This is a genomic window from Gulosibacter sediminis (assembly GCF_023370115.1).
In the GTDB taxonomy this organism is placed as follows: domain Bacteria; phylum Actinomycetota; class Actinomycetes; order Actinomycetales; family Microbacteriaceae; genus Gulosibacter; species Gulosibacter sediminis_A.
The window spans coordinates 542,051-566,952 of the sequence record NZ_CP097160.1; the positions used below are offsets into that span (position 1 = coordinate 542,051).

Below are 24,902 nucleotides of genomic sequence, written 5' to 3' on the forward strand. Positions count from 1 at the left end.
GCCGCGGCTCAGCCTGCGGGCATAGCGTTTGGCCATGACCGACAACGCACTTCAGCAGCAGACCATTGGATTCGGTACCTGGCCTTTCCAGGACGACGAGGCGACCGCCGCGGTCGTGAGCGCGATCGGTGTCGGCTATCGCCTCATCGACACCGCGTCGCGCTACGGCAACGAGGCGGCGGTCGGCCGGGGGATTGCGCGCAGCGGGGTGCCGCGGGAGCAGTTGTTTGTGCAGACGAAGCTGCGCGGCGATGATCACGAGCGCGTCGGCGACGCCCTGAAGTCGAGCCTCGAGCTGCTTGGCGTCGACTATCTCGATTCGTGGCTTATCCACTGGCCGCTGCCGATGCTCGGCAAGTACGTCGACGCGTTCGAGCAGATGCTGCAGGCGCGCGACGAGGGGCTCGTGCGCCAGATTGGCGTCTCGAACTTCCTGCCCGAGCACCTCGACGCGCTCGAGGAGCGCACGGGGGAGCGGCCGTGGACGAACCAGATTCAGCTCGACCCGGGCCTGCGCCGCGACGACCTCGTCGCCGAGCTGCGGGCGCGCGACATCAACATCCAGGCTTGGTCGCCGCTCGCGCGCGGCGATGTTGGGCAGGATGCGGTGAGCAAGATCGCGAGCGACCGCGGCCTTGCGCCGGCGCAGGTGATGCTCGCGTGGCACGCCGCGATCGGCAGCGTGCCGATTGTTCGCTCGTCGAATCCCGACCGCCAGCTGCAGAACCTCGAGGCCATCAGCATCCACCTCAGCGACGACGAACTCGCCGCGATCGCGCAGCAGCCGCAGCGCGAGCTCGGCGACTTCGACCCGCGCACCCATGACGAGCGCTAACAGGGCGGGTGCGCGGCAGCCACGATTGCCGCGGTTGCCGTGACTCTCGCTGCGCCCGATGACGGATGCGCGCGGCGGCTAGAGCTCGAAGGAGTCGTAGGGCGCGAGGTCGAGGTATTTCGCGCCGACCGACTCGGCGATCTCGCTGAAGCGCGCCGTCGCGAGCTGTTTGCCCGGCAGTGCGAGCAGCATTTCGTGCACGCCGAAGGCCTTCTTGGGGCGCACCTGCGCGAGGTAATCCATCGACTCGGCCATGCGCATCCACGGCCCGTACTTCGGCACGGCGAGCGCCTCGACGGGCAGCGGCGGCAGGTCGTAGGCATCGCCGCCGTAGGCGAGCTTGCCGTTGATGACGACGCCGAGGTTGTCGATGATCGGAATCGATGAGTGGATCTCGGCGTGCTTGCCGCCGAAGCACGAGATTTTGAACTCGCCGATCTCGTACGTCGCGCCCGGCTTGCCGACGATGACGTTGCGCAGGCCCTCGATGCCGGCGTCGCGGATGCGCTCGGCCGTCGCCGCGGTGGTCACGACCGTCAGTCCGGGGGAGCGCTCGGCGAGCCGCGCGAGCTGCTCGGGCGTCCAGTGGTCGTCGTGCTCGTGGGTGATGGCGACGAGATCGACGAGCGCCGCCTCGGTGATCGGGGTCGTGAACTTGCCCGGGTCGATGAAACACTTGCGGCCGCCCGCCTCGATGACGATGCAGGAGTGCTCAAGCTTGGTGACGCGCACGGAGTCTTCCTTTCGGATCGCTCGGACTGGCCCGACTTTGGGCCCGAAAAATGGGCAACCTCAGAATTTTCGCACGCCGATTTGACCATGCGCTGAATCATGTGCCAAGATAGACGAGTTGTCAGCGCGGCCCCATCGTTTAGCGGCCTAGGACACCGCCCTCTCACGGCGGCAGCGCGGGTTCAAATCCCGCTGGGGTCACCAACCTGACAAAGCCCGGATCGCAAGGTCCGGGCTTTGTTGGTTTCCCCGGCATGCCTCGAACCCGCTAAGGTTTTTGGGCAGGCAGAACGCATAGGGGTGAAAGTTGGCCGAAGAGCTGATTACGACGCTCGCGACACGCAGCGGCAATATCGAACTCCGCGCCGTCGCCGCGACCGACGTCGGGGCGGTGCGCGCCGTCAACGAGGACTCCGTATACACCCGTGCCCCGATCTTCTTCGTTGCCGATGGTATGGGCGGCCACCACTACGGTGACCGGGCCAGCCAAGCCATCGGCGCTGCGTTCGACGAGCTGTTGCCCACAGATGAGCCTTCCACCCCCGCCGAAGTGCTCGCGGTGATCGACGCCGCGAACGACCGCATCCAAGACCTCATCACCGAGGCCGACGGCCCAGGTGCGGTCGCCGGCACGACCCTCACCGGCGTCGCGCTCGTCGAGGTCGCGACTGGCGACGGCAGCGAGATTCTGCCGCACTGGATGATCTTCAACGTCGGCGACTCGCGCGTCTACAGCTGGAACGGCCGCGAGGTCGTGCAGATCACCGTCGACCACTCGGCCGTGCAAGAGCTCGTGGCGCTCGGCGTCATCACACCCGAGGAAGCCCTCGTACACCCCGACCGCAACGTCATCACCCGCGCGGTCGGCTCGGACAGCTTCGTCGACACCGACCTCTGGCTCATGCCGGTGCAGGGCCATCAGGTGTTCATCATCTGCTCCGACGGCCTCACGAAGGAGCTCGAGGACGAGCAGATCTCGGCGACGATTCGCCACCACATCGAGAACACCCACGACCAGGACACCCTCGCGCAGGCGCTGGTAGCGGATGCGCTGCGGCACGGCGGCCGCGACAACGTGAGTGTCGTCGTGGTCGAGTCGACCGTGGTCGCGCCCGAGGGCGTCGAAGCTCCCCCGAGCGCCCCCGCCGAGCCGGGCGCGTGACACTACGTTCTCAGCGAACGGCGAAAACGGTCACTCGGTCGAATTCGGGCCGGTTGCTACGATGACCTGCATGCGTGTTCTGCGGCTCCTTCTGTGCCGCGACGGGATTTAGCCACAGGCAACCCCGTCGCGGAGTCAGTCATCGCCTGAACCGCTGAACCAGGAGAAATTGGAACCATGAGCACAGAAGCCGCACAGGCGCCCAAGACGCTGCCCGAGAAGGTGTGGGACGCCCACATCGTGAAGCGCGGCGAGGACGGCGCGCCCGACCTCATCTACATCGACCTGCACATCATGCACGAGGTCACGAGCCCGCAGGCCTTCGACGGCCTGCGCCAGGCCGGCCGCCCGGTGCGCCGCCCCGACCTCACGATCGCGACCGAGGACCACAACACCCCGACGGTGAACATCCTCGACCGCATCGCCGACGACACGTCGCGCACGCAGATCGACACCCTGCGCCACAACGCCAAGGAATTCGGCGTTCGCCTGCACTCGCTCGGCGATCGCGAGCAGGGCATCGTGCACGTCGTCGGCCCGCAGCTCGGCCTGACGATGCCCGGCGTCACCGTCGTGTGCGGCGACTCGCACACCTCGACGCACGGCGCGTTCGGCGCGATGGCCTTCGGCATCGGTACCTCCGAGGTCGAGCACGTGCTCGCCACGCAGACCCTGCCGCTCAAGCCGTTCAAGACCATGGCGATCAACGTCGAGGGCACCCTGCGCCCCGGCGTCACGGCGAAGGACATCATCCTCGCCGTCATCGCGAAGATCGGCACCGGCGGCGGCGCGGGCTACGTGCTCGAGTACCGCGGCTCGGCGATCCGCGAGCTCTCGATGGAGGGCCGCATGACGATCTGCAACATGTCGATCGAGGCGGGTGCCCGCGCGGGCCTCGTCGCCCCCGACGACACGACGTTTGACTACCTCAAGGGCCGCCCGCACGCACCGGCTGGCGCCGACTGGGATGCGGCGGTCGAGTACTGGCGCACGCTGCGCACCGACGAGGGTGCCACGTTCGACGCCGAGGTGTTCATCGACGCGAACGAGCTCGAGCCCTTCGTGACCTGGGGCACGAACCCCGGCCAGGGCGCCCCGCTGTCGGAGACCGTGCCGAACCCGGCCGACATCGCCGACCCGAACGAGCGCACCGCCGCCGAGCGCGCGCTCGAGTACATGGACCTCAAGGCCGGCACGCCGCTCAAGGACGTCAAGGTCGACACGGTGTTCATGGGCTCGTGCACGAACTCGCGCATCGAAGACCTCCGCGCCTTCGCGAGCATCATCGAGGGCCGCCAGAAGGCCGACGGCGTGCGCGTCATGGTCGTGCCGGGCTCGGCCCGCGTGCGCCTGCAGGCCGAGGCCGAGGGCATCGACCGCATCGTCAAGGACTTCGGCGCCGAATGGCGTTTCGCCGGCTGCTCGATGTGCCTCGGCATGAACCCCGACCAGCTCGCCCCGGGCGAACGCTGCGCGTCGACCTCGAACCGCAACTTCGAGGGCCGCCAGGGCAAGGGCGGCCGCACCCACCTCGTCTCGCCGCTCGTTGCCGGCGCGACCGCGGTGCGCGGAACGCTCTCAAGCCCATCCGACCTGGAGCCCGTCGTGGCGCCGGCACACGCGGGGGAGGCCGCCTAATGGACAAGATCTCGCAGATCAACGGCACCGGCGTTCCGCTGCGCCGCTCGAACGTTGACACCGACCAGATCATCCCGGCCGTGTTCCTCAAGCGGGTCACCAAGACCGGCTTCGACGATGCGCTGTTCGCCAACTGGCGGCAGGATCCGGAGTTCATTCTCAACCAGCCGGCGTATGCGAACCCCGGCGTGCTCGTCGTCGGCCCCGACTTCGGCACCGGCTCGAGCCGCGAGCACGCCGTGTGGGCGCTCAAGGACTACGGCTTCCAGGCCGTCATTGGCTCGCGCTTCGGCGAGATTTTCCGCGGCAACGCGGGCAAGCAGGGCCTGCTCGTGGCGATCATCGAGGAGCCCCAGGTCGAGCAGATCTGGGAGTACCTCGAGGCCGAACCCGGCGCCGCGGTGACTGTTGATCTTGAGGCGCAGCTTGTGCGCGCGGGCGAACTCGAGTTTGGTTTCGAGATCGACCCGTACATGCGCTGGCGCCTCCTCGAGGGGCTCGACGACATCGGGCTGACCCTCCGCGACGAATCCGCGATCGACGAGTTTGAGAAGACTCGCCCGAGCTGGATGCCGCGGACCCTGCCCGCGCTGGGCGAAACTGAGCCGGGAATCCCGGCAATTACCGAAGCAACTGGAGGGAATCGCGCGTGAGCACACTGACTGAGGACGCTGCACGTTTCGCAAAGTTCTCGGGACTCGACGCCGACACCATCACTTTCCACGGGGGTCAGCCCCTCAACGGACGTGTCCACGTACGTGGTGCCAAGAATCTCGTAACCAAGGCTATGGTCGCGGCCCTGCTCGCCGATACGCCGAGCGTGCTGCGCAATGTGCCCGACATCTCTGACGTGCGCATCGTCTCGGGCTTGCTCGGCGTGCACGGCGTCGAGATCGACCGCGACGTCGAGGGCGGCGAGATTCGCCTCGACCCGTCGAACGTGAAGCGCGCGCACTCGGCAGAGATCAACGCGCACGCTGGCTCGAGCCGCATCCCGATCCTGTTCTGCGGCCCGCTGCTGCACCAGCTCGGCGAGGCGTTCATTCCCGACCTCGGCGGCTGCCGCATCGGCGACCGCCCGATCGACTTCCACCTCTCGGCGCTGCGCTCGTTCGGTGCCGTCGTCGACAAGCTGCCCGAGGGCATCCGCCTCACGGCGCCGAACGGCCTCACGGGCGCGAAGATCCACCTCGACTACCCGTCGGTCGGCGCGACCGAGCAGGTGCTGCTCACCGCCGTGCGCGCTCAGGGCCTCACCGAGCTGTCGAACGCCGCCATCGAGCCCGAGATCATGGATCTCATCAACGTGCTCCAGAAGATGGGCGCCGTCATTTCGGTGGACGCCGACCGTGTGATCCGCATCGAGGGCGTCTCGACGATGCACGGCTACGACCACAAGTCGCTGTTCGACCGCAACGAGGCCGCGAGCTGGGCCGCCGCCGCGCTCGCGACCAAGGGCGACATCTTCGTCGAGGGCGCGACCCAGAGCGAGATGCTTACCTTCCTCAACGTCTTCCGCAAGGCGGGCGGGCGCTTCGAGGTGCAGGACGACGGCATTCGCTTCACGCACCCCGGCGACGAGCACCCGCTGCGCCCCGTCGTGATCGAGACGGATGTGCACCCCGGCTTCATGACCGACTGGCAGCAGCCGCTCGTGGTCGCGCTGACCCAGGCACCCGGCGTCTCGATCGTGCACGAGACCGTGTACGAGCAGCGCTTCGGCTTCACCGAGGCGCTCTCGGCGATGGGCGCGACGATCGAGCTGCACCGCGAGTGCCTCGGCGGCCAGAAGTGCCGCTTCGGCCAGCGCAACTTCGTGCACTCCGCCGTCATCTCGGGCCCGTCGCAGCTGCACGGCGCCGACATTCAGGTGCCCGACCTGCGCGGTGGCTTCAGTCACCTCATCGCCGCGCTCATGGCGGAGGGCGAATCGCGCGTCTCGAACGTTGGCATCATCGCGCGTGGCTACGAGAACTTCCTCTCGAAGCTGCGCGACCTCGGCGCCGACTTCGAGATCGAGAACTAGACGATGGTGCGAGGCGGGCGCTACCCGGAACGGCGCAAACCGTCGCTGTTTTGGGTGATGGCGGGCATCGTGGTGCCGCCGTGGTCGCTGCTGACGAAGTACGAGATTCGCGGGAGCCTGCCGCCCACCGGGGCGGCGGTGCTCGCGCCGAATCACTACTCCGACATCGACCCCATCTCGAACGGCGTCGCGGTGTGGAAGCTCGGCCGCAAGCCGCGCTATATGGCGAAGGCCTCGCTGTTCAAGGTGCCCGTCGTCGGCTGGTTTCTGCGCAAGTCCGGGCAGATTCCGGTCGAGCGCGCCCGCGCCGCGAACCGCAGCGGCAGCATGTCGGCCGCGCGCGAGCTCGTGACGCAGCAGGGCATCGTCATCGTGTACCCCGAGGGCACGCTCACCCGAGAGCCCGACTCGTGGCCCATGCGCGGTAAGTCGGGCGCGGTGCGCCTCGCCCTCGAATCGAACGTGCCGCTAATCCCCATGGCCTCGTGGGGCGCGCAGGCGCTCATGCCGCGCTTCGAGAAGAAGTTCAAGTTTCGCTGGCGCACGCCGATCATCATCAACGTCGGCGAGCCCCTCGACCTGAGCGAGTTCGCCGGCAAGCACACCTCGCGCAGCGCGGTCGAAGAAGCGACGCGCCGGGTCATGGCCGAGATCACCCGCCTGCTCGAAGAGATTCGCGAGGGCGAGGCCCCCGCCGAGGTCTACGACCCCGCGAACCACGGCGAGACCGAGTTCGGTCTGCCGACGAAGGTGCGGGAGGAACGCGCCGCGGCGAAGCTGCGTCGCCGCCGCGGCAAGAACGAGGGGGCGGCGCAATGAGCGAGTGGTACCCGCTCACCCAACCGCTGACGCTGCCCGCGTTCGCGGAAAGCGATCGGCAGCCCGCTGAGCAGGAGCGCGTCGTCGTGGTCGGCGGCGGCAACTGGGGCACGACCTTCGCGAAGGTCGTCGCCGACGGCGGCCGCGATGTCACGCTCGTCGTGCGGCGCCCCGAGCTCGCCGCCGAGATTAACGAGGCGCACCGCAACACGCTCTACCTGCCGGGTGTGAACCTGCCCGCGCGCATCCATGCCACCTGCGACACCCGCGCGGCCGTTGCCGACGGCTCGATCATCTTCCTCTCGGTGCCCGCGCAGTCGGCCCGCGAGAACCTCGAAGAGTTCGCCTCGGCGCTGTCGCCCGACGCGGCGATCGTGAGCCTCATGAAGGGTGTCGAGCGCTCGACCGGCAAGCGCATGAGCGAGGTCATCGCCGAGGTCGCGCACCTCGGCGGCGAACGCGTCGCGGCGGCGAGCGGCCCGAACATCGCGCTCGAGATCGCGCGCGAGCAGCCGACCGCGATCGTCGTCGCAAGCCAGTCGCGCGAGCTCGCGGTGCGCGTCGCGCAGGTCGCGCGCAACGGCTACCTGCGCAGCTACGTCAATGAGGACGTCATCGGCACCGAGTTCGGCGGCGTGCTCAAGAACCTCATCGCTATCGCGATCGGCATCTGCGACGGCGTCGGCTTCGGCGAGAACACGAAGGCGTCGATCATGACCCGCGGCCTCGCCGAGATCACCGATTTCGCGGTCGCCCTCGGCGCCTCGCGCGACACGATGATGGGCCTCGCCGGCATGGGCGACCTCATCGCGACGTGCATGTCGCCGCTCTCGCGCAACTTCACCGCCGGCCGCCTGCTCGGCCAGGGCTACAGCTACCAAGACGTCAACTCGCGCATGGAACAGACGGCCGAGGGCCTGCGCTCGGTATCGTCGATTCTCCAGATTGCGAATTCGCGCCGCGTGCCGATGCCGATCGTGCAGCAGATCGCCGATGTGCTGCAGGGCAAGATGCATCCCTCCGACCTCGCGCCGCACCTCGCCACCGAACACGACGAACAACCGCAGGGAGAAACCGCATGACCGACACCGCCGCACCGCTCACGACCGTGATGCTCGTCTTCGGCGGCCGTTCGAGCGAGCACGAGATCTCGTGCGCCACGGCGTCGGGCGTGCTCGGGGCGATCGATCGTGACCGCTACCGCGTGATTCCCGTCGGCATTACCCGCCAGGGCGCGTGGGTGCTCGAGGACGACGACGCCGAGAAGTTCCGCCTCGACCCCGAGCACCTGCCGGAGGTCGTCGACAACGGCACACGCATCCTGCTGCCCGACTCGGCCGACACCCGCGAGCTGCGCGTGCTGCGCGACGGCGTCATCTCGTCGCTCGGCGACATCGACCTCGTGTTCCCGGTGCTGCATGGCCCGTTCGGCGAGGACGGCACCCTGCAGGGCGCGCTCGAACTCGTCGGCCTGCCGTTCGTTGGCTCGTCGGTGCTCGCGAGCGCCGTGGGCATGGACAAGCACTACACGAAGCTCGTGCTCGAGGCCGCGGGCATCCGCACCGCCCCCGGCATCACGGTGCACGCGCAGGAGTGGGCGCAGGCGGGCGACATCGTCACGTCGCGCGTCAGCGATGAGCTCGGCTACCCGGCCTTCGTGAAGCCCGCGCGCGCCGGCTCGTCGGTGGGGGTGTCGAAGGTGGATGTGCCCGAGGCGCTTGCCGAGGCGATGCGCGTCGCGCTCGCCGAAGACGACCACGTGCTCATCGAGCGCGGCATCTCGGGCCGCGAGGTCGAGATTGCGGTGCTCGCGTCGCGGCCGGGGGAGCGCGCCCGCGCCTCGGTGGCCGGCGAGATCGTTATCTCGAACGGCGGCTTTTACGACTTCGCGTCGAAGTACCTCGACGACTCGGCGGCGCAGCTCGTGTGCCCAGCCGAGCTGACGGATGCGCAGCTCGCGGCCGCGCAGGACCTCGCGGTGCGCGCGTTCGAAGCGCTCGGCTGCGACGGCCTCGCGCGCGTCGACTTCTTCCTTGATGACGAGGGCTTCCTCATCAACGAGGTGAACACGCTGCCCGGCTTCACGCCGATCTCGATGTTCCCGCGCTGCTGGCAGGAATCGGGTGTGAGCTACCCCGAGCTCATCACCGAGCTCATTGAGGTCGCGCTCTCGCGCCACACGAAGTAGCGAGCGTGGGCTCGTCCGCGCCGCGGGTGGGCCCGGCTACGGGGTGTTGAGCAGGTCGTCGGGGCCGACGCACTCGCCGGTCTGCGGCAGCATGCCCACCGCATCCTGCAGGTCGATCAGGGCGTTCGTGCCCGAGACACCGGTGCTCGAATCGATCGCGACCTCGACGGCCGGCGTGCGGCCGTAACTCGTGTAGCGGTAGGTCGGCGCCTCGGAGGCGTCTTCGATCCAGTCGATGCCGTTGAGCGAGATGCAGCGGTCGCTCGTCGGCCCGGGCGAGGGCACACCGCAGCGCAGCAGCACCGATGCCGGATTGCCCCAGGCGCCGGTGGCCTGTGCGTTCGTCTCGCGCTTCTCGAGGCCGTCGACGGTGTCGGGCAGCCGCACCGTCACGTCGGCGCACTCGGGCGCGGCGGCGGACTCTGCGGGCTGCATCGCCACCGAGGGGCCGCTGCAGCCTGACAACAACACGGCAATTCCGGCGATGGTGAGCGCCGCAAGGGGGCGCAGCGAGAAGCGAGACATTGTGCCCCAAGCTTATCCGCCCGCGGCCGAGGGCCGCTCGGCGCGGTATGGTGGCGCGGTGACCGAACCCATCGCTGCCGCGGCCGAGACCGTTGCCGAGCTTGGCGAGCGCGAGCTGCTCGCGCGCATCCTGCGCCGCCTGCCCGACGTCGAGCTGCCGCTTGGGCCGGGCGACGATTCGGCGATTCTCGCCGCGCCCGACGGCCAGGTGGTCGTGACGAGCGACACGATGATCGAGGGCCCCGACTTTCGCCTCGAGTGGTCGTCACCGCAGCAGCTCGGCCACAAGGCCATGGTGTCGAACCTGTCGGACATCGCCGCGATGGGCGCCCGGCCCACCGGGCTCGTCGTCGCGCTCGCGGTGCCGGGCTCGACGCCCGCCGCGTTCGTCGAGGGCCTCGCCGAGGGCATGGCCGAAGCCCTGCGCCGGCACGCGCCCGGCTGCGGTATCGCCGGCGGCGACCTCGCGACCGCGCCGCAGGTACTCATCGCCGTCACCGCCTTTGGGTCGCTTGACGGCCAGGCGCCGGTGCTCCGCTCGGGCGCGAAGCCGGGGGATGTGCTGGCCGTCTCGGGCGCGCTCGGTCAGGCCGCCGCCGGCCTGAAGCTGCTCTTTGCCGGGCTGCGCGAGAGTCGCGACGCCGAGGCGCAGCGGCTCATCACTGCGCAGCTCGCGCCCGAGCCCGAGCTCTCGGCGGGCATCCACGCGGCCCGGGCCGGCGCATCCGCCATGATGGACCTCTCGGACGGCCCGTTGCTCGACGCCGACCGGCTGGCGAAGGCCTCGGGCGTGCGCGTCGACCTCGAGCCGGCCCGCTTCGCGCACCTGAGCGACCGACTCGCCTCGCACCTCGCGCGGCTGCTCGGCCTCAAGCCGCTCGCGAGCGCGGAGCTCGCGCTCGAGCTGCAACTCACGGGCGGCGAGGAGCACACGATGCTCGCGACGTTCCCCGAGGGCGTCGCCTTGCCCGACGGCTTCACGCGCATCGGCACGGTGCGCGAGGGCATGTCCGGCGTCACGGTCGGGGGCCGACCGGCGGCGGTGGCGCGGGGCTGGGACCCCTACCGCGACGCGAGCTCGAAGTAGCGCAGCACCGTCTCGCCGTAGTCCTTCTGCCGCCACAGGGCATACCCCTCGGGCGCCTCGATCGCGTCGCTGCGGCTCGACCGTTCAACGACGACGAGGGCGTCGGGGGAGAGCAGGGGCAGCAGCAGCTCGAGCTCGGCGTGCACGGTCGCGGTGGCGACGTCATACGGCGGGTCGATGAACACGAGGTCGAACTCGCCGATGCCGCGCGCAAGCCAGCGGGCGACGGCCGAGGTCTCGACCGAGGCGGATGCGCGGGGCAGCTGCCGGGAGACAGCCCGCGCGTTCGCGCGCAGCAGCCGCGACGCCTGCTCGGACTTCTCGACGAGCACGACCGATTCGGCGCCGCGGGAGAGCGCCTCGAGCCCGAGCGCGCCGGTGCCGGCATAGAGATCGAGCACCCGGGCGCCGTCGAGCTCGAACGCCGAGTCGAGCGTCGAGAACATCGCCTCGCGCACCTTGTCGCTCGTCGGCCTGGTGCCGCGCGGGGGCACCTCGAGGCGCACCGCGGCCGCCTGGCCACCAATAATCCGGGTCACGCACCGATCCTAGGCCCCAGGATGCCCGGTCGATGCGGGATTTGTCGCCGGGTCGTGGAAAGATAGCGCGCATGAGCCAGCACCAAGATTCGGCCGCGCATCTGTTCCAACTCACGAGCAATCTGCGCGACGCCGTGAGCAGCGTCATCGTCGGCAAGTCCGAGCAGGTACGCCTCGCCGTCACCGTGCTGCTCGCCGGAGGCCACCTCTTGATGGAAGATGTGCCGGGCGTCGGCAAGACCGTGCTCGCGAAGACCCTCGCGCGGGCGATGGACTCGAAGGCGAGCCGCATTCAGTTCACGCCCGACATGCTGCCGAGCGACGTCACCGGCGTCGCGGTGTACGACCAGCACACCTCGCAGTTTGAGTTCCAGCCCGGCCCGATCTTCGCGAACATCGTGATCGGCGACGAGATCAACCGGGCGTCGCCAAAGACGCAGTCCGCGCTGCTCGAGTGCATGGAAGAGCGCCAGGTGTCGGTCGACGGCGAGACGCATCGCCTGCCCGACCCCTTCACCGTCGTCGCCACGCAGAACCCCTCCGAGATGGAGGGCACCTACCCGCTGCCCGAGGCGCAGCGAGACCGCTTCATGGCCCGCATCTCGATGGGCTACCCCGACCGCTCGGCCGAGCTCTCGATGCTCGAGTCGCGCGACCGCAGCGACCCGCTCACGCAGCTCGCGCCGCAGGTCACCGCGGCGCAGATGCGCGAGATGATCGCGCAGGTGCAGGAAATCTACGTCGCCCCGAGCATCAAGGCCTACGTCGTCGAGCTGTCGCGCGCCACTCGCGAGCACCAGGCGGTGCGCGTCGGCGTGAGCCCGCGCGCCTCGCTGCACCTGCTGCGCGCCGCGAAGGCCGCCGCGGCGGTCGCCGGCCGCGGCTACGTGATTCCCGATGACGTGCGCGCGCTCGTCGGCCCCGTCTTCGGCCACCGACTCGTGCTCGGCGCCCGCGGGCGCCAGGCGTCCTCCTACGCCGAGGCCGAGCGCGTCCTCGCCGAGATCGTCGACCACATCCCCGCGCCGACCGGAGCGTAGCCACCGGTGTCGGTTCTCGAGAACTCCGGCATCCGCGCGACCCCGCTGCGCCCCACCGCGCGGGCGTGGTGGCTCCTTGGCGCCGGCGTCGTGATCGCCGTGCTCGGCGATCTGCTCGACGTGCCGCCGATGCGCTGGTCGGGCATCGCGCTCGCGGTGCTGCCGGTGCTCATGCTCCTCGCGCGGTTCATCGTGCGGCCCCGACTCGAGGTCGAACGCACGGTCTACCCGACCACGGTTGCCGCGGGCGACCGCCTGCGCGTCGTCGCCGAGGTGCAGAATCAATCGATCTTCGGGGTCGAGCCGGGTTCATACCTCGACGTCGTCACGGGTGCCGACCGCGCCCACGTCGGTGGCGTGCTGCCGGCGATCGCGAGCCGACTGCATCCGCGCGAGGGGCGCCGCCGGCGCCGCATCGCGTACGGCCTCGACCGGATGCGCCGCGGCATTCGCCAGGTTGGCCCGCTGCTGCTTGAGAACACCGACGGACTCGGCCTGACGCGCCGGGTCGTGCGCGTCGGTGACGTGCAGGAGATCGAGGTCTGGCCGCACGTTCACGACGTGTCGCAGTTCGACGTGCCGGTTCTGCGTAGCGGCGAGGAGGTCGAGGTCACCCTCGGCCGCGGCGGTGAGGCCGACGACGTGATCACGCGCGAGTACCGCCGCGGCGACCCGCTGCGGCGCGTGCACTGGAAGGCGAGCGCCCGTGCTGGCGAGCTGCGCGTGCGGCAGGAGGAACACCACTCCGAGGCCGTCGGCATGGTCGTGCTCGGCACGGCGCCGTCGAAAGACGAATGGTTCGACGACTCCTTTGACCTCGCCGTGTCGGTCGCGGCGTCGGTGGTCGTGCGCCTGCACGAGCTTGGCTTCGACACCGAGACGTCGGCCACGCATCCCGCCCCCGACGCCGAGGGCGTCGAACTCGACCGGCTGCAGACCGCGGCGAGCGACGCGCTGCATCCGCTCATGCGCCGGCTCATGCTTATCCAGCCCGCGCCCGCCGGTACCCCGGCCGAGGTCGAGGCGCTCGCCGACGTCATCGCCCGGGTCGGCAGCGGGCCCCTCATCTACGTCGGCAAGGTGAACGACACGGCCGCCGTGCCGCTCTGCGAGGTCGGCGAGCCAGCCATCGCCATTCTCGTGAACGGCCCCGGCGAGCGACCCGAGGGCGTCGCCGAGTTCCTGCGCGCCGGCTGGCGCGTCGCGCTCATGCAGGCGGGCGCCCGCGACCCCTGGCAGAGCGTGCGAGTGCTGGGAGCCGCCGCATGAGTGTGCAGTCAACCCTGAACCCCCGCCGCAACTCGGCGATGCGCGAGCGCGCGGCCGCAGCGACGCAGCGCGGCTCGTGGTTCGTCACGACCGGGCTCGTGCTGCTCATGCTCGCGGCCCTGACGCTCGTCGCGCCGATCGTGAACGGCTTCGGCTGGTACCTGCCCGTTGCGGTGGCCGTCGTGGTCTCGCTCGTCGCGGTGCAGGCCGCCCGCCAGTTCACCGGCCAAATGTGGGTGAGCGCGGTCGTCGCGTTCCTGCTCGTCGTGCTCACGATCGTCGTGCTCTCGACCCCGAGCGACCCGCTGAGCATCCTCTCGGCCCCGTTCCAACGCTTCCGCGAGTTCTCCGAGCAGGTCGCGAGCGATACGCCGCCGATCCGCGAGAGCCAGCCGGTCACGCTGATGATCGGCACCGTCGCGGTCGCCCTCGCGGCGCTCGCCGATATCATCGCGCAGTCCCTGCGCGCCCCGGCCTTCGCCCCGATCACGCTGCTGCCGCTCATCATCGTGCCCGTGACGGTCGGCGTCGAGCCGGCGGCCTGGTACTTCTGGGCGCTCACGCTGCTCGCGCTCGTGCTCTTCTTCTACGTCGGCCACCGTTGGCTGCAGCAGGGCGACGACGAAGCCCGCGCCGCGGTTGGCTTCACGGCGGATGGTCGTGGCAGCGGTGGCATCGTCAGTGCACTGGTCGGTGGGGTCGCGGCCATCGCGGTCGCCGCCCTCATCGCCGTGCTGCTGCCGCCGACCAGCGGCGCCTGGTGGGGGATCTTCAACGGCAACGCCTCGCTCGCGACGAACCGCGTCAACCCGATCATCGACCTCGGCGACGACCTGCGGCGCGACGACCCCGTCGATATCCTCCGCTACGCGACCTCGCAGTCGCAGGGGCAGCTGCCGTACCTCTCGCTAACGACGCTGACGCAGCTCAGCAGCGACACCGAATGGGTGCCCGGAGAGTTTGACCAGACGAGCGACGTGACGAACGGCGAACAGCCTGCCGACGGCGCCCTCGCCTCGGGCGCGAACGTGCTGCAGGTGAATTCGAACATCGTGCTCGAGCAGGGCGTGAGCGCCTACCTGCCGCACATCGGCACCCTCAATGAGATCAGCGACCTCGAGGGCGACTACCTGCGCGACGAAGAGACGGGCGACCTGCGCGAGGCGAACGACGAGCCGCTCGCGCAGAGCTACCAGGGCAACAGCACCGTGCCGCGGCCCACCGAGGAGCAGATCTCGACCGCGCCGCTCAACGTTGCGTCGCAGCTCGAGCCCTACACCGAGCTGCCCGACGACAGCGCGGCGCTCGACGAGATCCGCGCGCAGCTCGAGCAGGTCGTCGACGCGAACGCGACCCCGTACCAGCAGGCGCTGCAGCTGCAGGCCTGGTTCACGGGCGGCGCCTTCGACTACTCCGAGCAGGCACCGGTCGAGAACGACTACGACGGCACGAGCCTCGACGTCATCACCGAGTTCCTGCAGGTGCGCAGCGGCTACTGCGTGCACTTCTCGAGCGCGATGGCGGTCATGGGTCGCCTGCTCGGCATCCCCACGCGCATCCAGGTCGGCTTCACGCCGGGCACCGAAGAGAGCGTCAACGCCATCGGCCAGTCGGTCTACGTCGTCACGACCGACGACCTCCACGCGTGGGCCGAGTTCTGGCTGCCCGGCTATGGCTGGGTGCCGTTCGAGACCACGCCGTCGGACGGCCTCAACCAGCCGACGCTCGACCAAGAGACGCCCGAGCAGACGGCGGCCCCGACCGAGGTGCCGACGCCGACGACCGAGGCACCCACACCCACCCCAACGCCGACCGACGCCGAGGCGACGCCCGACGCGACCGACGACAACGGCGGCGGCGGCAGCAGCAACGACAGTGAGCGCGACGCCGGCGGGCTCGACATCGAGGCGGTGTTCCGCTGGATCGGCATCGCGCTCGCCGTGCTCGTGCCGCTCGCACTCATCGCGTTGCTGCTCCTGCTGCCGAAGCTGCTGCGACAGCAGCGCACGGCCACACGACGCCGCCAGGTACGCGCCGAGGGCTCGACCGCGATCGCGGTGAGCGAGGCCGCGTGGCAAGAAGTGCTCGACACGGCGCGCGACTACGGCATCGAGATTTCGCGCTCGGCCACGACGGGGGCGCAGCGCTCGCGACTCGCGCGCGAGCTGCGCGGCCACGATGCGGCGCTCGCGGCGGCCAGCCGCCTCACCGACGCCCACAACGCCGCGCACTTCGCCGACCCCGAGCGCCCCGACTACCGGGTCGCGGCGTGGGACGACGTCGCGACGATCCGCGCTGCCCTGCACGAGCGGGCCGGCAAGGATGCGCGCCGCGCGGCCCGCACCGTGCCCCTGTCGGCGCTGCCCACCGGCCTGCGCGGCTGGCTGCTGCGCCGCCGCCGGTCGCGGGCCGCGAAGCAGCGTCGAAAGGAGTCGTAATGGTCGCGATGCCGACGTCACCGCTGATGGCACCGCTGACGTCAATCGTGGAGGCGAAGGAAGCGAAGGCGCTCAAGAAGGCCTTCGAGATGGAGACGGTTGGCGACTTCGTTGGGCACCTGCCGCGGCGCCACGCCCGCCGGGGCGAACTCACCCGCATCGCCAACCTCGAGCGGGATGAATACGTCACGCTCGTCGCGCAGGTGACGAAGGTGAATCTGCGGCGCATGCAGAACCGCAACGGCAGCATCCTCACCGTCACGATCACCGACGGGCACGGCAGCATCGACATGCTCTGGTTCAACCAGCACTACCGAGAGGGGCAGCTGCATGTCGGCACGACGGGCCTGTTCTCGGGAAAGGTGACGTTCTACAACGGCACGCCGCAGCTCTCGCACCCCGAGTACCAGCTGTTTGGCGACGCCCAAGACGCGGCGAGTGCGGCCGACGACTGGGCGAGCCGACCCATCCCGATCTATCCCGCGACCGCGAGCTACCAGAGTTGGCGGTTCGCGCGGCTCATGCAGTCGACGCTGCCGAAGCTGCCCGAGCTGCCCGACCCCGTGCCCGGCGTCGTTCGCGCCGATCGGGGCGAGTTGAGCTTCGACGAGGCGATCCGCGCCTTCCACCTCGCGAAGATCGACACCGATCTCGACGCCGCGCGCGAGGCGCTCAAGTTCACCGAGGCGTTCGAACTGCAGGCGGCGCTCGCGCAGAAGCGGGCGCGCGCGACGCTGGTCGGGGCCCTCGCCCGACCTCTTCATCTCGGAGGCCTGCGCGAGCGCTTCGACGCCGCCCTGCCGTTCGAACTCACGGCGGACCAGGCCGAGGTGGGCAAGCAGTTCGAGGCCGAGCTCGCGACCACAACGCCGATGTACCGGCTGCTGCAGGGCGAGGTTGGCTCGGGCAAGACGCTCGTCGCGGTACGGGCGATGCTGCAGGTCGCCGAAACGGGCGGCCAATCGGTGCTGCTGGCGCCCACCGAGGTGCTCGCGACGCAGCACCTGCGCTCGATCACGCGGTCGCTCGGCCCCGAGCTCGCCGGAGAGCTCATGCCGACCCTGCTCACGGGCTCGCTGAGCAAGGGGGAGCGGCAGCGGGCGCTGCTGCGCATGGTCACGGGCGACGCGAAGATCGTCGTCGGCACGCACGCCCTGCTCACCGAGGGCGTCGAATTCGAGGATCTCGGGCTGCTCGTGATCGACGAGCAGCACCGCTTCGGCGTTGAGCAGCGCGAGCGCCTGCGCCGCCGCGGCCTTCACCCGCCCCACCAGCTCGTGCTCACGGCAACGCCGATTCCACGCACCGTCGCCATGACCGTCTTCGGCGACCTCGAAGTGTCGACGCTGCGCACGCTGCCGTCGGGGCGCGCGGGCATCGAGTCGTTCATGGTCGGCCTCTCCGAGCATCCGCAGTGGATCGCCCGCGTCTGGCAGCGCACCGCCGAGGAGCTCGAGCGGGGGCGGCAGGCGTTCATCGTCTGCGCCGCGATCGAGCCGGGCGAGGAAGAGGGCACGCAGCCCGCCGAGGACGACGACGCGCGACCGATCGCGAACGTGCTCGAGGTGACGACGCAGCTGCGGCAGCTGCCCGAGTTCGCGGGCCGACGCATCGAATCGCTCCACGGGCGCATGCACGCCGACGACAAGGACCGCGTCATGGTGCAGTTCGCGGCGGGCGAGATCGACATCGTCGTGTCGACAACCGTGATCGAGGTGGGCGTCGACGTGCCGAACGCCTCGGTGATGGTCGTGCTCGACGCCGACCGCTTCGGCATGTCGCAGCTGCACCAGCTGCGCGGCCGCGTCGGTCGCGGCCAGTGGCCCGGTGTTTGTCTGCTCGTCACCTCGGCGCCGCCCGCGTCGCTCGCGCACACGCGCGTCGAGGCCGTCGCGGCGACGCTCGACGGCTTCGAGCTCGCCGAACAAGACCTCGAGCTGCGGCGTGAGGGCGACGTGCTCGGCGCCGCGCAGTCGGGCAGCCGCTCGTCGCTGAAGGTGCTGCGGGTGACGCAGGACATCGACATCATTGATGCGGCGCGTGAGGTGGCCACCCAACTCCTCGAGAGCGACCCAGACCTCACCGATTTCCCCGAGCTGCGGGCCGCCATCGAGCGGCTTGGCGGGTCGACCGTCGCGCATCTGGAGATGGGCTAAGCGTTCGCCACGGCGTTCATGTTGAAATAGTGGGGTGACTGAACAGCGCCCCGACACCCGCCCCCGCCCGATTGCCATCGCCCGGCAGGCGAGCGCAAGCGACGCCGCACGCCGCGTGCTCGTCGTGCTTGCCGCCCTCGTGCTTGCGCTCGCGGCCGCAGTGTGGGGTGCCGCGACGGCCGCCTCTGCCCACGACGAGCTCGTGAGCTCGACCCCGGCCGACGGCGACTCGCTCGACAGTGCACCGACCGAGGCCGTGCTCGAGTTCTCGGGCAGTGTGCAGGAGGTCGGCACCGAGTTTGCGCTGCAAGACGCCTCCGGCGCCACGGTGGAGCTGCCCGACACCTACACGATCTCGGGCACCTCGATCACGCAGCCGCTGCCCGAGCTTGAGAACGGCGAGTACTCGCTCAACTGGCGCGTCGTCTCTGAAGACGGCCACCCCATCTCGGGCACCATCGGCTTCGGTGTCGGCTCGACCCTCGGCGGTGGCGCCTCGACTGCCGACGCGGGTCAGTTCCAGAACCAGCCCGCCGACCCCGCTGACGTCGACGTCAGCGCGAGCAGCGACTCGGGCACGAGCCCCTGGCTCGTCGGCATCATGAGCTTCGTCGGCGTGCTCGTCATCGGTGGCGCCGCGGTGCTCATCGTCATGCGGATGCGCCGGGGCAACATGCCGGGCGGCCAGACGCCCGCTGCGGGCGAGGCTTCGTCTGACGCGCACAAATCGCCCGACGCCGACGCGTAATCTGTCGTACGCATCCGCGACAATCTCGTAGTCAGCGTTACCGCAAGGTCTAGGATCCTCAATATGTCCAAAATCGCCGTACTGCCCGGCTCGTTCGACCCCGTCACACTCGGACACCTCGACGTCATCATCCGCACCGCCAACGTGTTCGAAGAAGTTCACGTGGTGGTCGTTCACAACCCTGACAAGCAGGCGATGATCCCCATCGCTCGCCGAGTCGACCTCATCGAGTCGGCGCTCGTCGACGCCGGCGCGCCCACGAACATCGTCGTTCGTTCGTGGAGCATGGGGCTGCTCGTCGACTACTGCACCGATGTCGGGGCGAACGTCATCGTCAAGGGCGTGCGCGGCGCGAACGACGTCACGTACGAGCTGCCGATGGCCATCGTCAACCGCCACCTCGGCAAGCTCGAGACCATGTTCATGTCGCCGAGCCCCGAGCACGCGCACGTGTCGAGCTCGCTCGTGCGCCAGGTCGCCTCGCTCGGCGGCGACGTCACCCCGTATGTGCCCGCGGTCGTGCGCGAATTTCTCCAAGGGCATATGGACACCTCGATCAAGAACTAGCTCGCAGCCGTAGACTTACGGGCATGGCAGCATCCCCGTACGAAGTCAATGTCGCGACGATCATGCACAAGCCCGGCAGCATGCGCGAGCTTGAGCTTGACGTCACGGTGCCCGAACGCATCGGCGAGGGCATGCTCTACTTCGACAAGGGCGCCCAGCTCGAGGTTGATCTTCGGCTCGAGACGCTTGTCGACGGCATCCTCGCGAGCGCCGATGTGCGCGGCACCCTCACCGGCAATTGCAGCCGGTGCCTGAAGCCGCTCGAAGAGGCGTGGTCGGGCCACGTCGCCGAGATGTTCGGCTATCAGGCCGACGAGTCGCTCGAGTATGCACTCGACGGCGACGTGATCAACCTTGAGGGGCCGATCCGCGACGCGGTCGTGCTCGACCTGCCGTTCCAGCCGCTCTGCGAGCCCGATTGCCTCGGGCTCGACCCGCAGACCGGCGAGAAGCTCACCGAGCCGCTGCCGGAGGTCGAAGACGCCGTCGACCCGCGCTGGGCGCAGCTCGAGCAGCTGCTTCAGTCGGGCGAGGCAGCGGCCGACAGCGACGAGTCGAACGACTCGACCGAGTCGAACAAGTAGGCCATTCGACGGCGCGGGGGTCGCGTGAGCGACAGTTCTCGCGTAAAGTATCCAGTTGGGTTTAGTTGCCGCATCGGATGCAGGCACTCAGCGCCGGCAAGATTGCCGCAGCGCACTCCCAACACCGCTTCACCCCGCAGCGCATTGTGATTCGCTGCAGGTGGTGTGTAGACATCGCAACTTAGAAGGAAAGCACGCATGGCACTCCCCAAGCGCAAGATGAGCCGCAGCAACACCCGTTCGCGCCGCTCGCAGTGGAAGGCTCAGGCCCCCGCACTCGTCAAGACCGTCGAAAACGGCAAGGTCACCTACAGCCTCCCGCACCGCGCGAAGCTCGTTGAGGACGCCGCGGGCACCCCGCTGCACTACGAGTACAAGGGCCGCAAGGTCGCTGACGCCTAAGCCTGATCGTCTCAGGCAGGCAATTGGCTCGCAAACGTAAGAAGCACGACCCCGAGGTCGCCGACCCAGCTCCGCTGGCACAGGCACTCGGGGTCGACTTCGTTCCCGAACTGCTCGATCTCGCGCTGACGCATTCGTCGTGGGGATACGAACACAATGGCGCGCCCGATAACGAGCGACTCGAGTTCCTCGGCGACTCGGTGCTCGGCATGTCGGTCGCCCAGCTGCTCTACCGCGTGCATCCCGATCTCAGCGAGGGCGAGCTCTCCCCCCGCCACCACGCGCTCGTGTCGACGGTGACGCTTGCCGAGATCGGCCGGCGCGAAGGTATCGGTGAGTACCTCCGCCTCGGGCGCTCGGAGCACCTGACCGGCGGGTGGGACAAGGACTCGATCCTCGCCGACGCCGTCGAGGCGCTCATCGGCGCCGCGTATCTCTCGCTCGGCTACCTCGAGGCCGAGGCCTTCGTTGTGCGGCTGCTCGACCCATATCTCGACCAGGTCGACCGGCTCGGTGCGGCAATGGACCCGAAGACGGCGCTGCAAGAGGTGGTCACCGCGAACAAGGCTGACAACCCGGAGTACGTGGTCGAGGGTACCGGCCCCGACCATGACCGCAGCTACGAGGCGACCGTCACGGTGCAGCGCGGTCGGCAGCAGCTCGTCTCGGCCACCGGCGTGGGCCCGAGCAAAAAGCAGGCCGAGATGGCCGCGGCGCTCGAGGCCTGGTACGAGCTGAGCGGCACCGAGCGGCCGCAGGCCTAGGCGGTCGAGGGTGCCGGAGCTTCCCGAAGTTGAGGTCGTGCGTCGTGGGCTGCAGCCCGCGGTGTTCGGCGCCACGGTGCGCTCGGTGGAGGTGCGCGACGAGCGCGCGCTGAAGCGGCACACCGGCGATGCGCTCGACTTTGTCGACCGCATTGAGGGCGCCGTGCTCGGCGAGCCGCAGCGGCGCGGCAAGTTTCTCTGGATTCCGTTCGGCGCCGGCTTCGCGCTCATGGCGCATCTGGGTATGAGCGGCCAGCTGCTCGTGCGGCCGATTGGCTCGGTCGATGAGCGTCAGTTGCGCGTGCGGATGCGCATCGAGCGCGGCGGGGGAGCGCTGGAGCTGCGCTTCAGCGACCAGCGGTTGTTCGGCTCGCTCGCGGTCGACCGACTGCTGCCCGCCGACGACGGTGAGTTGCTGCCCTCGCAGGTTGGCCACATCGCCCGCGACCCGCTTGACCCGGCGTTCGACGTGGATGCGGTCGTGGCGCGCATGCGCGCATCCGGCCGCAACATCAAGACGCTCATTCTCGATCAGCAGCTCGTGTCAGGTGTTGGCAACATCTACGCCGACGAGGCGCTCTGGCGCGCGCGGCTCTACTGGGGCCGGCCTGGTCGTTCGATCTCGCCAGCGAAGCTGCGCGAGTTGCTCGGCCACGTCGTGCAGGTGTTTCAGGATGCGCTGGCCGAGGGTGGCACCTCGTTCGACGCGCTGTACGTGAACGTCAACGGTGAATCGGGCTATTTTGCGCACTCTTTAAATGCCTATGGTCGTACCGACCAGGCATGTGCACGATGTGGGTCACCCATCCGCCGGGTGAAATTTATGAACCGATCCTCGTTTTTCTGTCCTCAGTGTCAGCGCAAGCGCTCTTCGTAGTCACAAGCCGATGCGGCTCTTGGAGGCAGTTGTTCCCTGATCAAGTGTAATTTCGCGAGAGTATCGATAGGTACTCGATATGGTCTCCTAGTACTCACAAAGATCACTTCGGATGGGATCTCCGATTGTGTGCATCGCGGGCGTGTCGGGTCCGCACTGCGGGTAACCTGCGGGCCCTTCCCGGAGGAACCAAGCCGCCCCTCCGGTGGAACAGAGCGGAAGTGTTCCTGGCGGATAGAGCCACTCACTACTGCACCCGCAGACCAGCCTCAGCACGTCACCGCCTTCAGCTTCCGCGCCGGGCCCTCGTCGTGGAGGCCGCGCAGGGGCATCGCTGCAGGCGAGTTCCTCCTTCTCGGAGCGCTCCAGCGCCCATGTCGTGGGTCGCCGATAGGATGCCGTCATATGAGTCACTCCTAGTCGGGCGGTGCAGAACCGTGGTGATCGGGGGATAGGAAATGGCGTCGAAGTAGAAGAGCCTTGGTGCCGCCAAGGGCGCGAAGGCAGATGAGTTCTACACACAGCTCTCAGACATCGAGAAAGAGCTGCGGCACTACAAGCAGCATTTCAAGGGTAAGACGGTGTACCTGAACTGCGACGACCCGCGTGAGTCTCAGTTCTTCCCTTACTTCAGCTACAACTTCGAGAAGCTCGGGCTCAAGAAGCTCATCGCCGCCTGCTACAAGAGCCAGGATGTCGATCTCTTCTCCACGGGCGACACCGAGCGTGCTGTCTACCTCGAATACACCGGCGACAAAGACGGGAACCTCGTCCCCGAACACGAGGAGATCGAGGTCAAAGAGTTCGCCGGCGACGGCGATTTCCGCTCCGCTGAGAGCATCGCACTCCTCGAACAGGCCGACATCGTCGTCACCAACCCGCCATTCTCCCTATTCCGCGAATATGTGTCCCAGCTGATGGAATACGACAAGAAGTTCATCATCATCGGCAACATGAATGCGCTGAAGTACAAGGACATCTGGCCGTACGTAAAACAAGATCGCATGTGGCTCGGCGTCACACGCACCGGCACCGGCCAGATGTGGTTCCGCATCAACGACGACTTCCCTGTGAAGTCGGGCCAGAAGACCGACGAAAACGGCCAGCGCTGGCAGACAATTGGGAATTCGGCGTGGTTCACCAACCTCGACCACTCCAAGCGGCACGAGGAGATCGTCCTCTACCGGAGCTACGACCCCGAGCAGTACCCTGCCTACGCCAACTACGACGCGATCGAGGTCTCCAAGGTCGTCGACATCCCCATGGATTACCTAGGAGCGATGGGCGTGCCGATTACTTTCCTGGGCAAGTACAACCCCGACCAGTTTCGACTACATGACCGGCTCACCGATCCGCCAGGACTACCTCGAGACAGCGATCGAATGGCTCAACGACGGCAAAGTCGACGAGTACATGCGTGATCATCAGTTCGACACCAATGCCAACGAACTCTGGCTCTACTTCAAGGGTGTGATCGACTGGGTGCAGACGATTTTTCCCAAGACGCGCTCTCAGATGAAGTCGGTCAAGTGGGGTCCGCTGTACAACCAGCACAAGAGCACGAACTTCGACCCCGTCGCTCTTGAGGCCGCAGTCGCCAAGCTTATGGCGGACACCGATGTGAAGAAGAAGACCGGCATCTACGAGTACCTGCTCGGTGGCAGTAGCGACACGAAGCTGCTCGAGGTCCGCGTCTTCGACGAGAAGACCAAACTCGCCGCCTACGGCAAGCAGACCGCCGCGGCAGAAGCGGCCGACACCTCCAACTGCCCCATGTGTGCCGCCGGCACCAACAACGATGCGAAGCGGATCTACAGCCTCGAAGAAATGGACGCAGATCACGTCACGGCTTGGTCCAACGGCGGGGCCGACCGACCTGAAAAACTGCGAGATGCTCTGTGTGCCGCACAACCGGTCGAAGGGTAACCGATAGCCGTGCAGCCCGGCGACGAACAGGCGCAGCGTGCAGCCTTGGAGCAAGAGGCCTCCCGCATTCATGAGAGTGCTGTCTATTCGGCTCAAGGGCAGTTCGAAGCGGCAAAGTTCTGGCGGAAGCTGCGGCTCGACAACTGATTTAGGGCGACAGGCGACTCTTGGAGTACTGGTGTCAATGGTGCTCGCCGTCGCCCTGGGCTGGTCGATTTTCAGGATTGCCGCGAAGTGGTGGGGCGAGGAGACAGCAAATCTGCCCATGGTGCTCGACCCTCCGGTCGATCCCGAAGTTGATCACATCCGCGGACCGGAGGACGCCAATCTGACGCTGGTCGAGTATGTCGACTTTGAGTGCGAATATTGTGCACACGCCACCCCAACCTTCTTCATCGAGGGCCGCCGCCTATTGGGCGACTATGACGCCCGGACGTTAACTGCGGCGCTCGAATCGAGCCGGCGCGGCACACGAACCCGGGAGACATCCAGCGGAAAGGGTTGAGAGCGTCGGCGTCGGAGCGCGGAGAATCTGTCGTGACCTGCCGGTCGTTCGGCACTGCTGTTGATTGGCCAGGTT

The 24,902-nt window shown here is 68.3% G+C and carries 25 protein-coding genes and 1 tRNA gene; 23 read left to right on the plus strand and 3 right to left on the minus strand.

The genetic code is table 11. From position 1 onward, the window contains the following. Positions 1 to 34: 34 nt before the first annotated feature. Entirely contained in the window at positions 35 to 835 is an 801-nt protein-coding gene (locus tag M3M28_RS02365) for an aldo/keto reductase (RefSeq protein WP_249387256.1), read from the plus strand. A 78-nt stretch (positions 836 to 913) separates the two neighbouring features. Here the strand turns inward: M3M28_RS02365 and M3M28_RS02370 are convergent, their stop codons facing one another. After that, entirely contained in the window at positions 914 to 1,567 is a 654-nt protein-coding gene (locus tag M3M28_RS02370; protein ID WP_249387257.1) for an MBL fold metallo-hydrolase, read from the minus strand. 128 nt (positions 1,568 to 1,695) lie between these two features. On the opposite strand from M3M28_RS02370, the gene M3M28_RS02375 reads away from it, so the two are divergent. The 8 genes from M3M28_RS02375 (at position 1,696) to M3M28_RS02410 (ending at position 9,400) form a co-directional block, all read left to right on the plus strand. After that, positions 1,696 to 1,771 (plus strand) — tRNA-Glu (locus M3M28_RS02375). Between the two features lie 103 nt (positions 1,772 to 1,874). Next, the gene (locus M3M28_RS02380; protein ID WP_249387258.1) at positions 1,875 to 2,729 is read left to right on the plus strand and encodes a PP2C family protein-serine/threonine phosphatase; all 855 of its coding nucleotides are present in this window, start codon (positions 1,875 to 1,877) and stop codon (positions 2,727 to 2,729) included. A gap of 177 nt (positions 2,730 to 2,906) precedes the next feature. Beyond that, positions 2,907 to 4,367 (plus strand): 3-isopropylmalate dehydratase large subunit, encoded by a 1,461-nt coding sequence (leuC, locus tag M3M28_RS02385; protein ID WP_249387259.1) that lies wholly within the window; start codon positions 2,907 to 2,909, stop codon positions 4,365 to 4,367. Then, on the plus strand, positions 4,367 to 5,020 hold the full coding sequence (gene leuD / locus M3M28_RS02390; RefSeq protein ID WP_249387260.1) for a 3-isopropylmalate dehydratase small subunit: 654 nt from the start codon (positions 4,367 to 4,369) through the stop codon (positions 5,018 to 5,020). Before leuC ends, leuD begins: the two co-directional genes overlap by 1 nt. Next, positions 5,017 to 6,393 (plus strand): UDP-N-acetylglucosamine 1-carboxyvinyltransferase, encoded by a 1,377-nt coding sequence (gene murA / locus M3M28_RS02395; protein ID WP_249387261.1) that lies wholly within the window; start codon positions 5,017 to 5,019, stop codon positions 6,391 to 6,393. The genes leuD and murA overlap by 4 nt, the downstream gene beginning before the upstream one ends. A 3-nt stretch (positions 6,394 to 6,396) precedes the next feature. Further along, entirely contained in the window at positions 6,397 to 7,212 is an 816-nt protein-coding gene (locus tag M3M28_RS02400; protein WP_249387262.1) for a lysophospholipid acyltransferase family protein, read from the plus strand. After that, positions 7,209 to 8,294: an NAD(P)H-dependent glycerol-3-phosphate dehydrogenase gene (locus M3M28_RS02405; protein WP_249387263.1), complete on the plus strand. Its 1,086-nt coding sequence runs from the start codon at positions 7,209 to 7,211 to the stop codon at positions 8,292 to 8,294. Before M3M28_RS02400 ends, M3M28_RS02405 begins: the two co-directional genes overlap by 4 nt. Continuing rightward, positions 8,291 to 9,400 carry a D-alanine--D-alanine ligase family protein gene (locus tag M3M28_RS02410; protein ID WP_249387264.1) on the plus strand — a complete coding sequence of 370 codons (1,110 nt, stop codon included), beginning with the start codon at positions 8,291 to 8,293 and terminating at the stop codon, positions 9,398 to 9,400. The genes M3M28_RS02405 and M3M28_RS02410 overlap by 4 nt, the downstream gene beginning before the upstream one ends. 36 nt (positions 9,401 to 9,436) lie before the next feature. Here the strand turns inward: M3M28_RS02410 and M3M28_RS02415 are convergent, their stop codons facing one another. Then, positions 9,437 to 9,925, minus strand: a complete 489-nt coding sequence (locus tag M3M28_RS02415; RefSeq protein ID WP_249387265.1) for a DUF3515 domain-containing protein — start codon at positions 9,923 to 9,925, stop codon at positions 9,437 to 9,439. Positions 9,926 to 9,983: 58 nt separating this feature from the next. Between M3M28_RS02415 and M3M28_RS02420 the strand changes: the two genes are divergently transcribed. Beyond that, on the plus strand, positions 9,984 to 11,012 hold the full coding sequence (locus M3M28_RS02420) for a thiamine-phosphate kinase (RefSeq protein WP_249387266.1): 1,029 nt from the start codon (positions 9,984 to 9,986) through the stop codon (positions 11,010 to 11,012). On the opposite strand, the gene rsmD is transcribed toward M3M28_RS02420, so the two are convergent. Beyond that, positions 10,988 to 11,551, minus strand: a complete 564-nt coding sequence (gene rsmD / locus M3M28_RS02425) for a 16S rRNA (guanine(966)-N(2))-methyltransferase RsmD (RefSeq protein WP_249387267.1) — start codon at positions 11,549 to 11,551, stop codon at positions 10,988 to 10,990. The two genes, M3M28_RS02420 and rsmD, sit on opposite strands and share 25 nt — an antisense overlap. A 71-nt stretch (positions 11,552 to 11,622) precedes the next feature. On the opposite strand from rsmD, the gene M3M28_RS02430 reads away from it, so the two are divergent. The 13 genes from M3M28_RS02430 to M3M28_RS02490 all read left to right on the plus strand — a co-directional run bounded on the left by M3M28_RS02430 (position 11,623) and on the right by M3M28_RS02490 (position 24,827). Continuing rightward, entirely contained in the window at positions 11,623 to 12,591 is a 969-nt protein-coding gene (locus tag M3M28_RS02430) for an AAA family ATPase (RefSeq protein WP_249387268.1), read from the plus strand. A 6-nt stretch (positions 12,592 to 12,597) separates the two neighbouring features. Beyond that, complete coding sequence (locus tag M3M28_RS02435) at positions 12,598 to 13,860, plus strand: DUF58 domain-containing protein (RefSeq protein WP_249387269.1); 1,263 nt, start codon at positions 12,598 to 12,600, stop codon at positions 13,858 to 13,860. Then, positions 13,857 to 16,298 carry a transglutaminase family protein gene (locus M3M28_RS02440; RefSeq protein WP_249387270.1) on the plus strand — a complete coding sequence of 814 codons (2,442 nt, stop codon included), beginning with the start codon at positions 13,857 to 13,859 and terminating at the stop codon, positions 16,296 to 16,298. Before M3M28_RS02435 ends, M3M28_RS02440 begins: the two co-directional genes overlap by 4 nt. A gap of 8 nt (positions 16,299 to 16,306) precedes the next feature. Beyond that, the gene (locus M3M28_RS02445) at positions 16,307 to 18,454 is read left to right on the plus strand and encodes an ATP-dependent DNA helicase RecG (RefSeq protein WP_249387968.1); all 2,148 of its coding nucleotides are present in this window, start codon (positions 16,307 to 16,309) and stop codon (positions 18,452 to 18,454) included. A gap of 34 nt (positions 18,455 to 18,488) precedes the next feature. Continuing rightward, positions 18,489 to 19,202 (plus strand): copper resistance CopC family protein, encoded by a 714-nt coding sequence (locus M3M28_RS02450; protein WP_249387271.1) that lies wholly within the window; start codon positions 18,489 to 18,491, stop codon positions 19,200 to 19,202. 63 nt (positions 19,203 to 19,265) lie between these two features. Further along, positions 19,266 to 19,769, plus strand: coding sequence for a pantetheine-phosphate adenylyltransferase (coaD, locus tag M3M28_RS02455; RefSeq protein WP_249387272.1), 504 nt, complete (start codon positions 19,266 to 19,268; stop codon positions 19,767 to 19,769). Positions 19,770 to 19,792: 23 nt separating this feature from the next. Continuing rightward, positions 19,793 to 20,353, plus strand: a complete 561-nt coding sequence (locus tag M3M28_RS02460; RefSeq protein ID WP_249387273.1) for a YceD family protein — start codon at positions 19,793 to 19,795, stop codon at positions 20,351 to 20,353. Positions 20,354 to 20,551: 198 nt separating this feature from the next. Beyond that, positions 20,552 to 20,755, plus strand: a complete 204-nt coding sequence (gene rpmF, locus M3M28_RS02465) for a 50S ribosomal protein L32 (RefSeq protein WP_019619328.1) — start codon at positions 20,552 to 20,554, stop codon at positions 20,753 to 20,755. Between the two features lie 23 nt (positions 20,756 to 20,778). Beyond that, positions 20,779 to 21,519 carry a ribonuclease III gene (gene rnc, locus M3M28_RS02470; RefSeq protein WP_249387274.1) on the plus strand — a complete coding sequence of 247 codons (741 nt, stop codon included), beginning with the start codon at positions 20,779 to 20,781 and terminating at the stop codon, positions 21,517 to 21,519. A gap of 10 nt (positions 21,520 to 21,529) precedes the next feature. Beyond that, complete coding sequence (mutM, locus tag M3M28_RS02475; protein ID WP_249387275.1) at positions 21,530 to 22,396, plus strand: bifunctional DNA-formamidopyrimidine glycosylase/DNA-(apurinic or apyrimidinic site) lyase; 867 nt, start codon at positions 21,530 to 21,532, stop codon at positions 22,394 to 22,396. A 533-nt stretch (positions 22,397 to 22,929) separates the two neighbouring features. Continuing rightward, the gene (locus M3M28_RS02480) at positions 22,930 to 23,817 is read left to right on the plus strand and encodes an adenine-specific methyltransferase EcoRI family protein (RefSeq protein WP_249387969.1); all 888 of its coding nucleotides are present in this window, start codon (positions 22,930 to 22,932) and stop codon (positions 23,815 to 23,817) included. Beyond that, positions 23,732 to 24,322, plus strand: coding sequence for an HNH endonuclease (locus tag M3M28_RS02485; protein WP_249387276.1), 591 nt, complete (start codon positions 23,732 to 23,734; stop codon positions 24,320 to 24,322). Before M3M28_RS02480 ends, M3M28_RS02485 begins: the two co-directional genes overlap by 86 nt. Positions 24,323 to 24,506: 184 nt before the next feature. Further along, a complete protein-coding gene (locus M3M28_RS02490; RefSeq protein WP_249387277.1) occupies positions 24,507 to 24,827 on the plus strand; it encodes a DsbA family protein in 321 nt (106 codons plus the stop codon). Positions 24,828 to 24,902: the final 75 nt, after the last annotated feature.

What these genes read in the sequence shown, in the direction of transcription:
- M3M28_RS02365 (WP_249387256.1), top strand. Translation starts at nt 35, where the DNA reads ATGACCGACAACGCACTTCAGCAGCAGACCATTGGATTCGGTACCTGG.
- leuC (WP_249387259.1), top strand. Translation starts at nt 2,907, where the DNA reads ATGAGCACAGAAGCCGCACAGGCGCCCAAGACGCTGCCCGAGAAGGTG.
- leuD (WP_249387260.1), top strand. Translation starts at nt 4,367, where the DNA reads ATGGACAAGATCTCGCAGATCAACGGCACCGGCGTTCCGCTGCGCCGC.
- M3M28_RS02400 (WP_249387262.1), top strand. Translation starts at nt 6,397, where the DNA reads ATGGTGCGAGGCGGGCGCTACCCGGAACGGCGCAAACCGTCGCTGTTT.
- M3M28_RS02405 (WP_249387263.1), top strand. Translation starts at nt 7,209, where the DNA reads ATGAGCGAGTGGTACCCGCTCACCCAACCGCTGACGCTGCCCGCGTTC.
- M3M28_RS02410 (WP_249387264.1), top strand. Translation starts at nt 8,291, where the DNA reads ATGACCGACACCGCCGCACCGCTCACGACCGTGATGCTCGTCTTCGGC.
- M3M28_RS02415 (WP_249387265.1), bottom strand. Translation starts at nt 9,925, where the DNA reads ATGTCTCGCTTCTCGCTGCGCCCCCTTGCGGCGCTCACCATCGCCGGA.
- M3M28_RS02430 (WP_249387268.1), top strand. Translation starts at nt 11,623, where the DNA reads ATGAGCCAGCACCAAGATTCGGCCGCGCATCTGTTCCAACTCACGAGC.
- M3M28_RS02440 (WP_249387270.1), top strand. Translation starts at nt 13,857, where the DNA reads ATGAGTGTGCAGTCAACCCTGAACCCCCGCCGCAACTCGGCGATGCGC.
- M3M28_RS02445 (WP_249387968.1), top strand. Translation starts at nt 16,307, where the DNA reads ATGCCGACGTCACCGCTGATGGCACCGCTGACGTCAATCGTGGAGGCG.
- coaD (WP_249387272.1), top strand. Translation starts at nt 19,266, where the DNA reads ATGTCCAAAATCGCCGTACTGCCCGGCTCGTTCGACCCCGTCACACTC.
- M3M28_RS02460 (WP_249387273.1), top strand. Translation starts at nt 19,793, where the DNA reads ATGGCAGCATCCCCGTACGAAGTCAATGTCGCGACGATCATGCACAAG.
- rpmF (WP_019619328.1), top strand. Translation starts at nt 20,552, where the DNA reads ATGGCACTCCCCAAGCGCAAGATGAGCCGCAGCAACACCCGTTCGCGC.
- M3M28_RS02485 (WP_249387276.1), top strand. Translation starts at nt 23,732, where the DNA reads ATGACCGGCTCACCGATCCGCCAGGACTACCTCGAGACAGCGATCGAA.
- M3M28_RS02490 (WP_249387277.1), top strand. Translation starts at nt 24,507, where the DNA reads ATGGTGCTCGCCGTCGCCCTGGGCTGGTCGATTTTCAGGATTGCCGCG.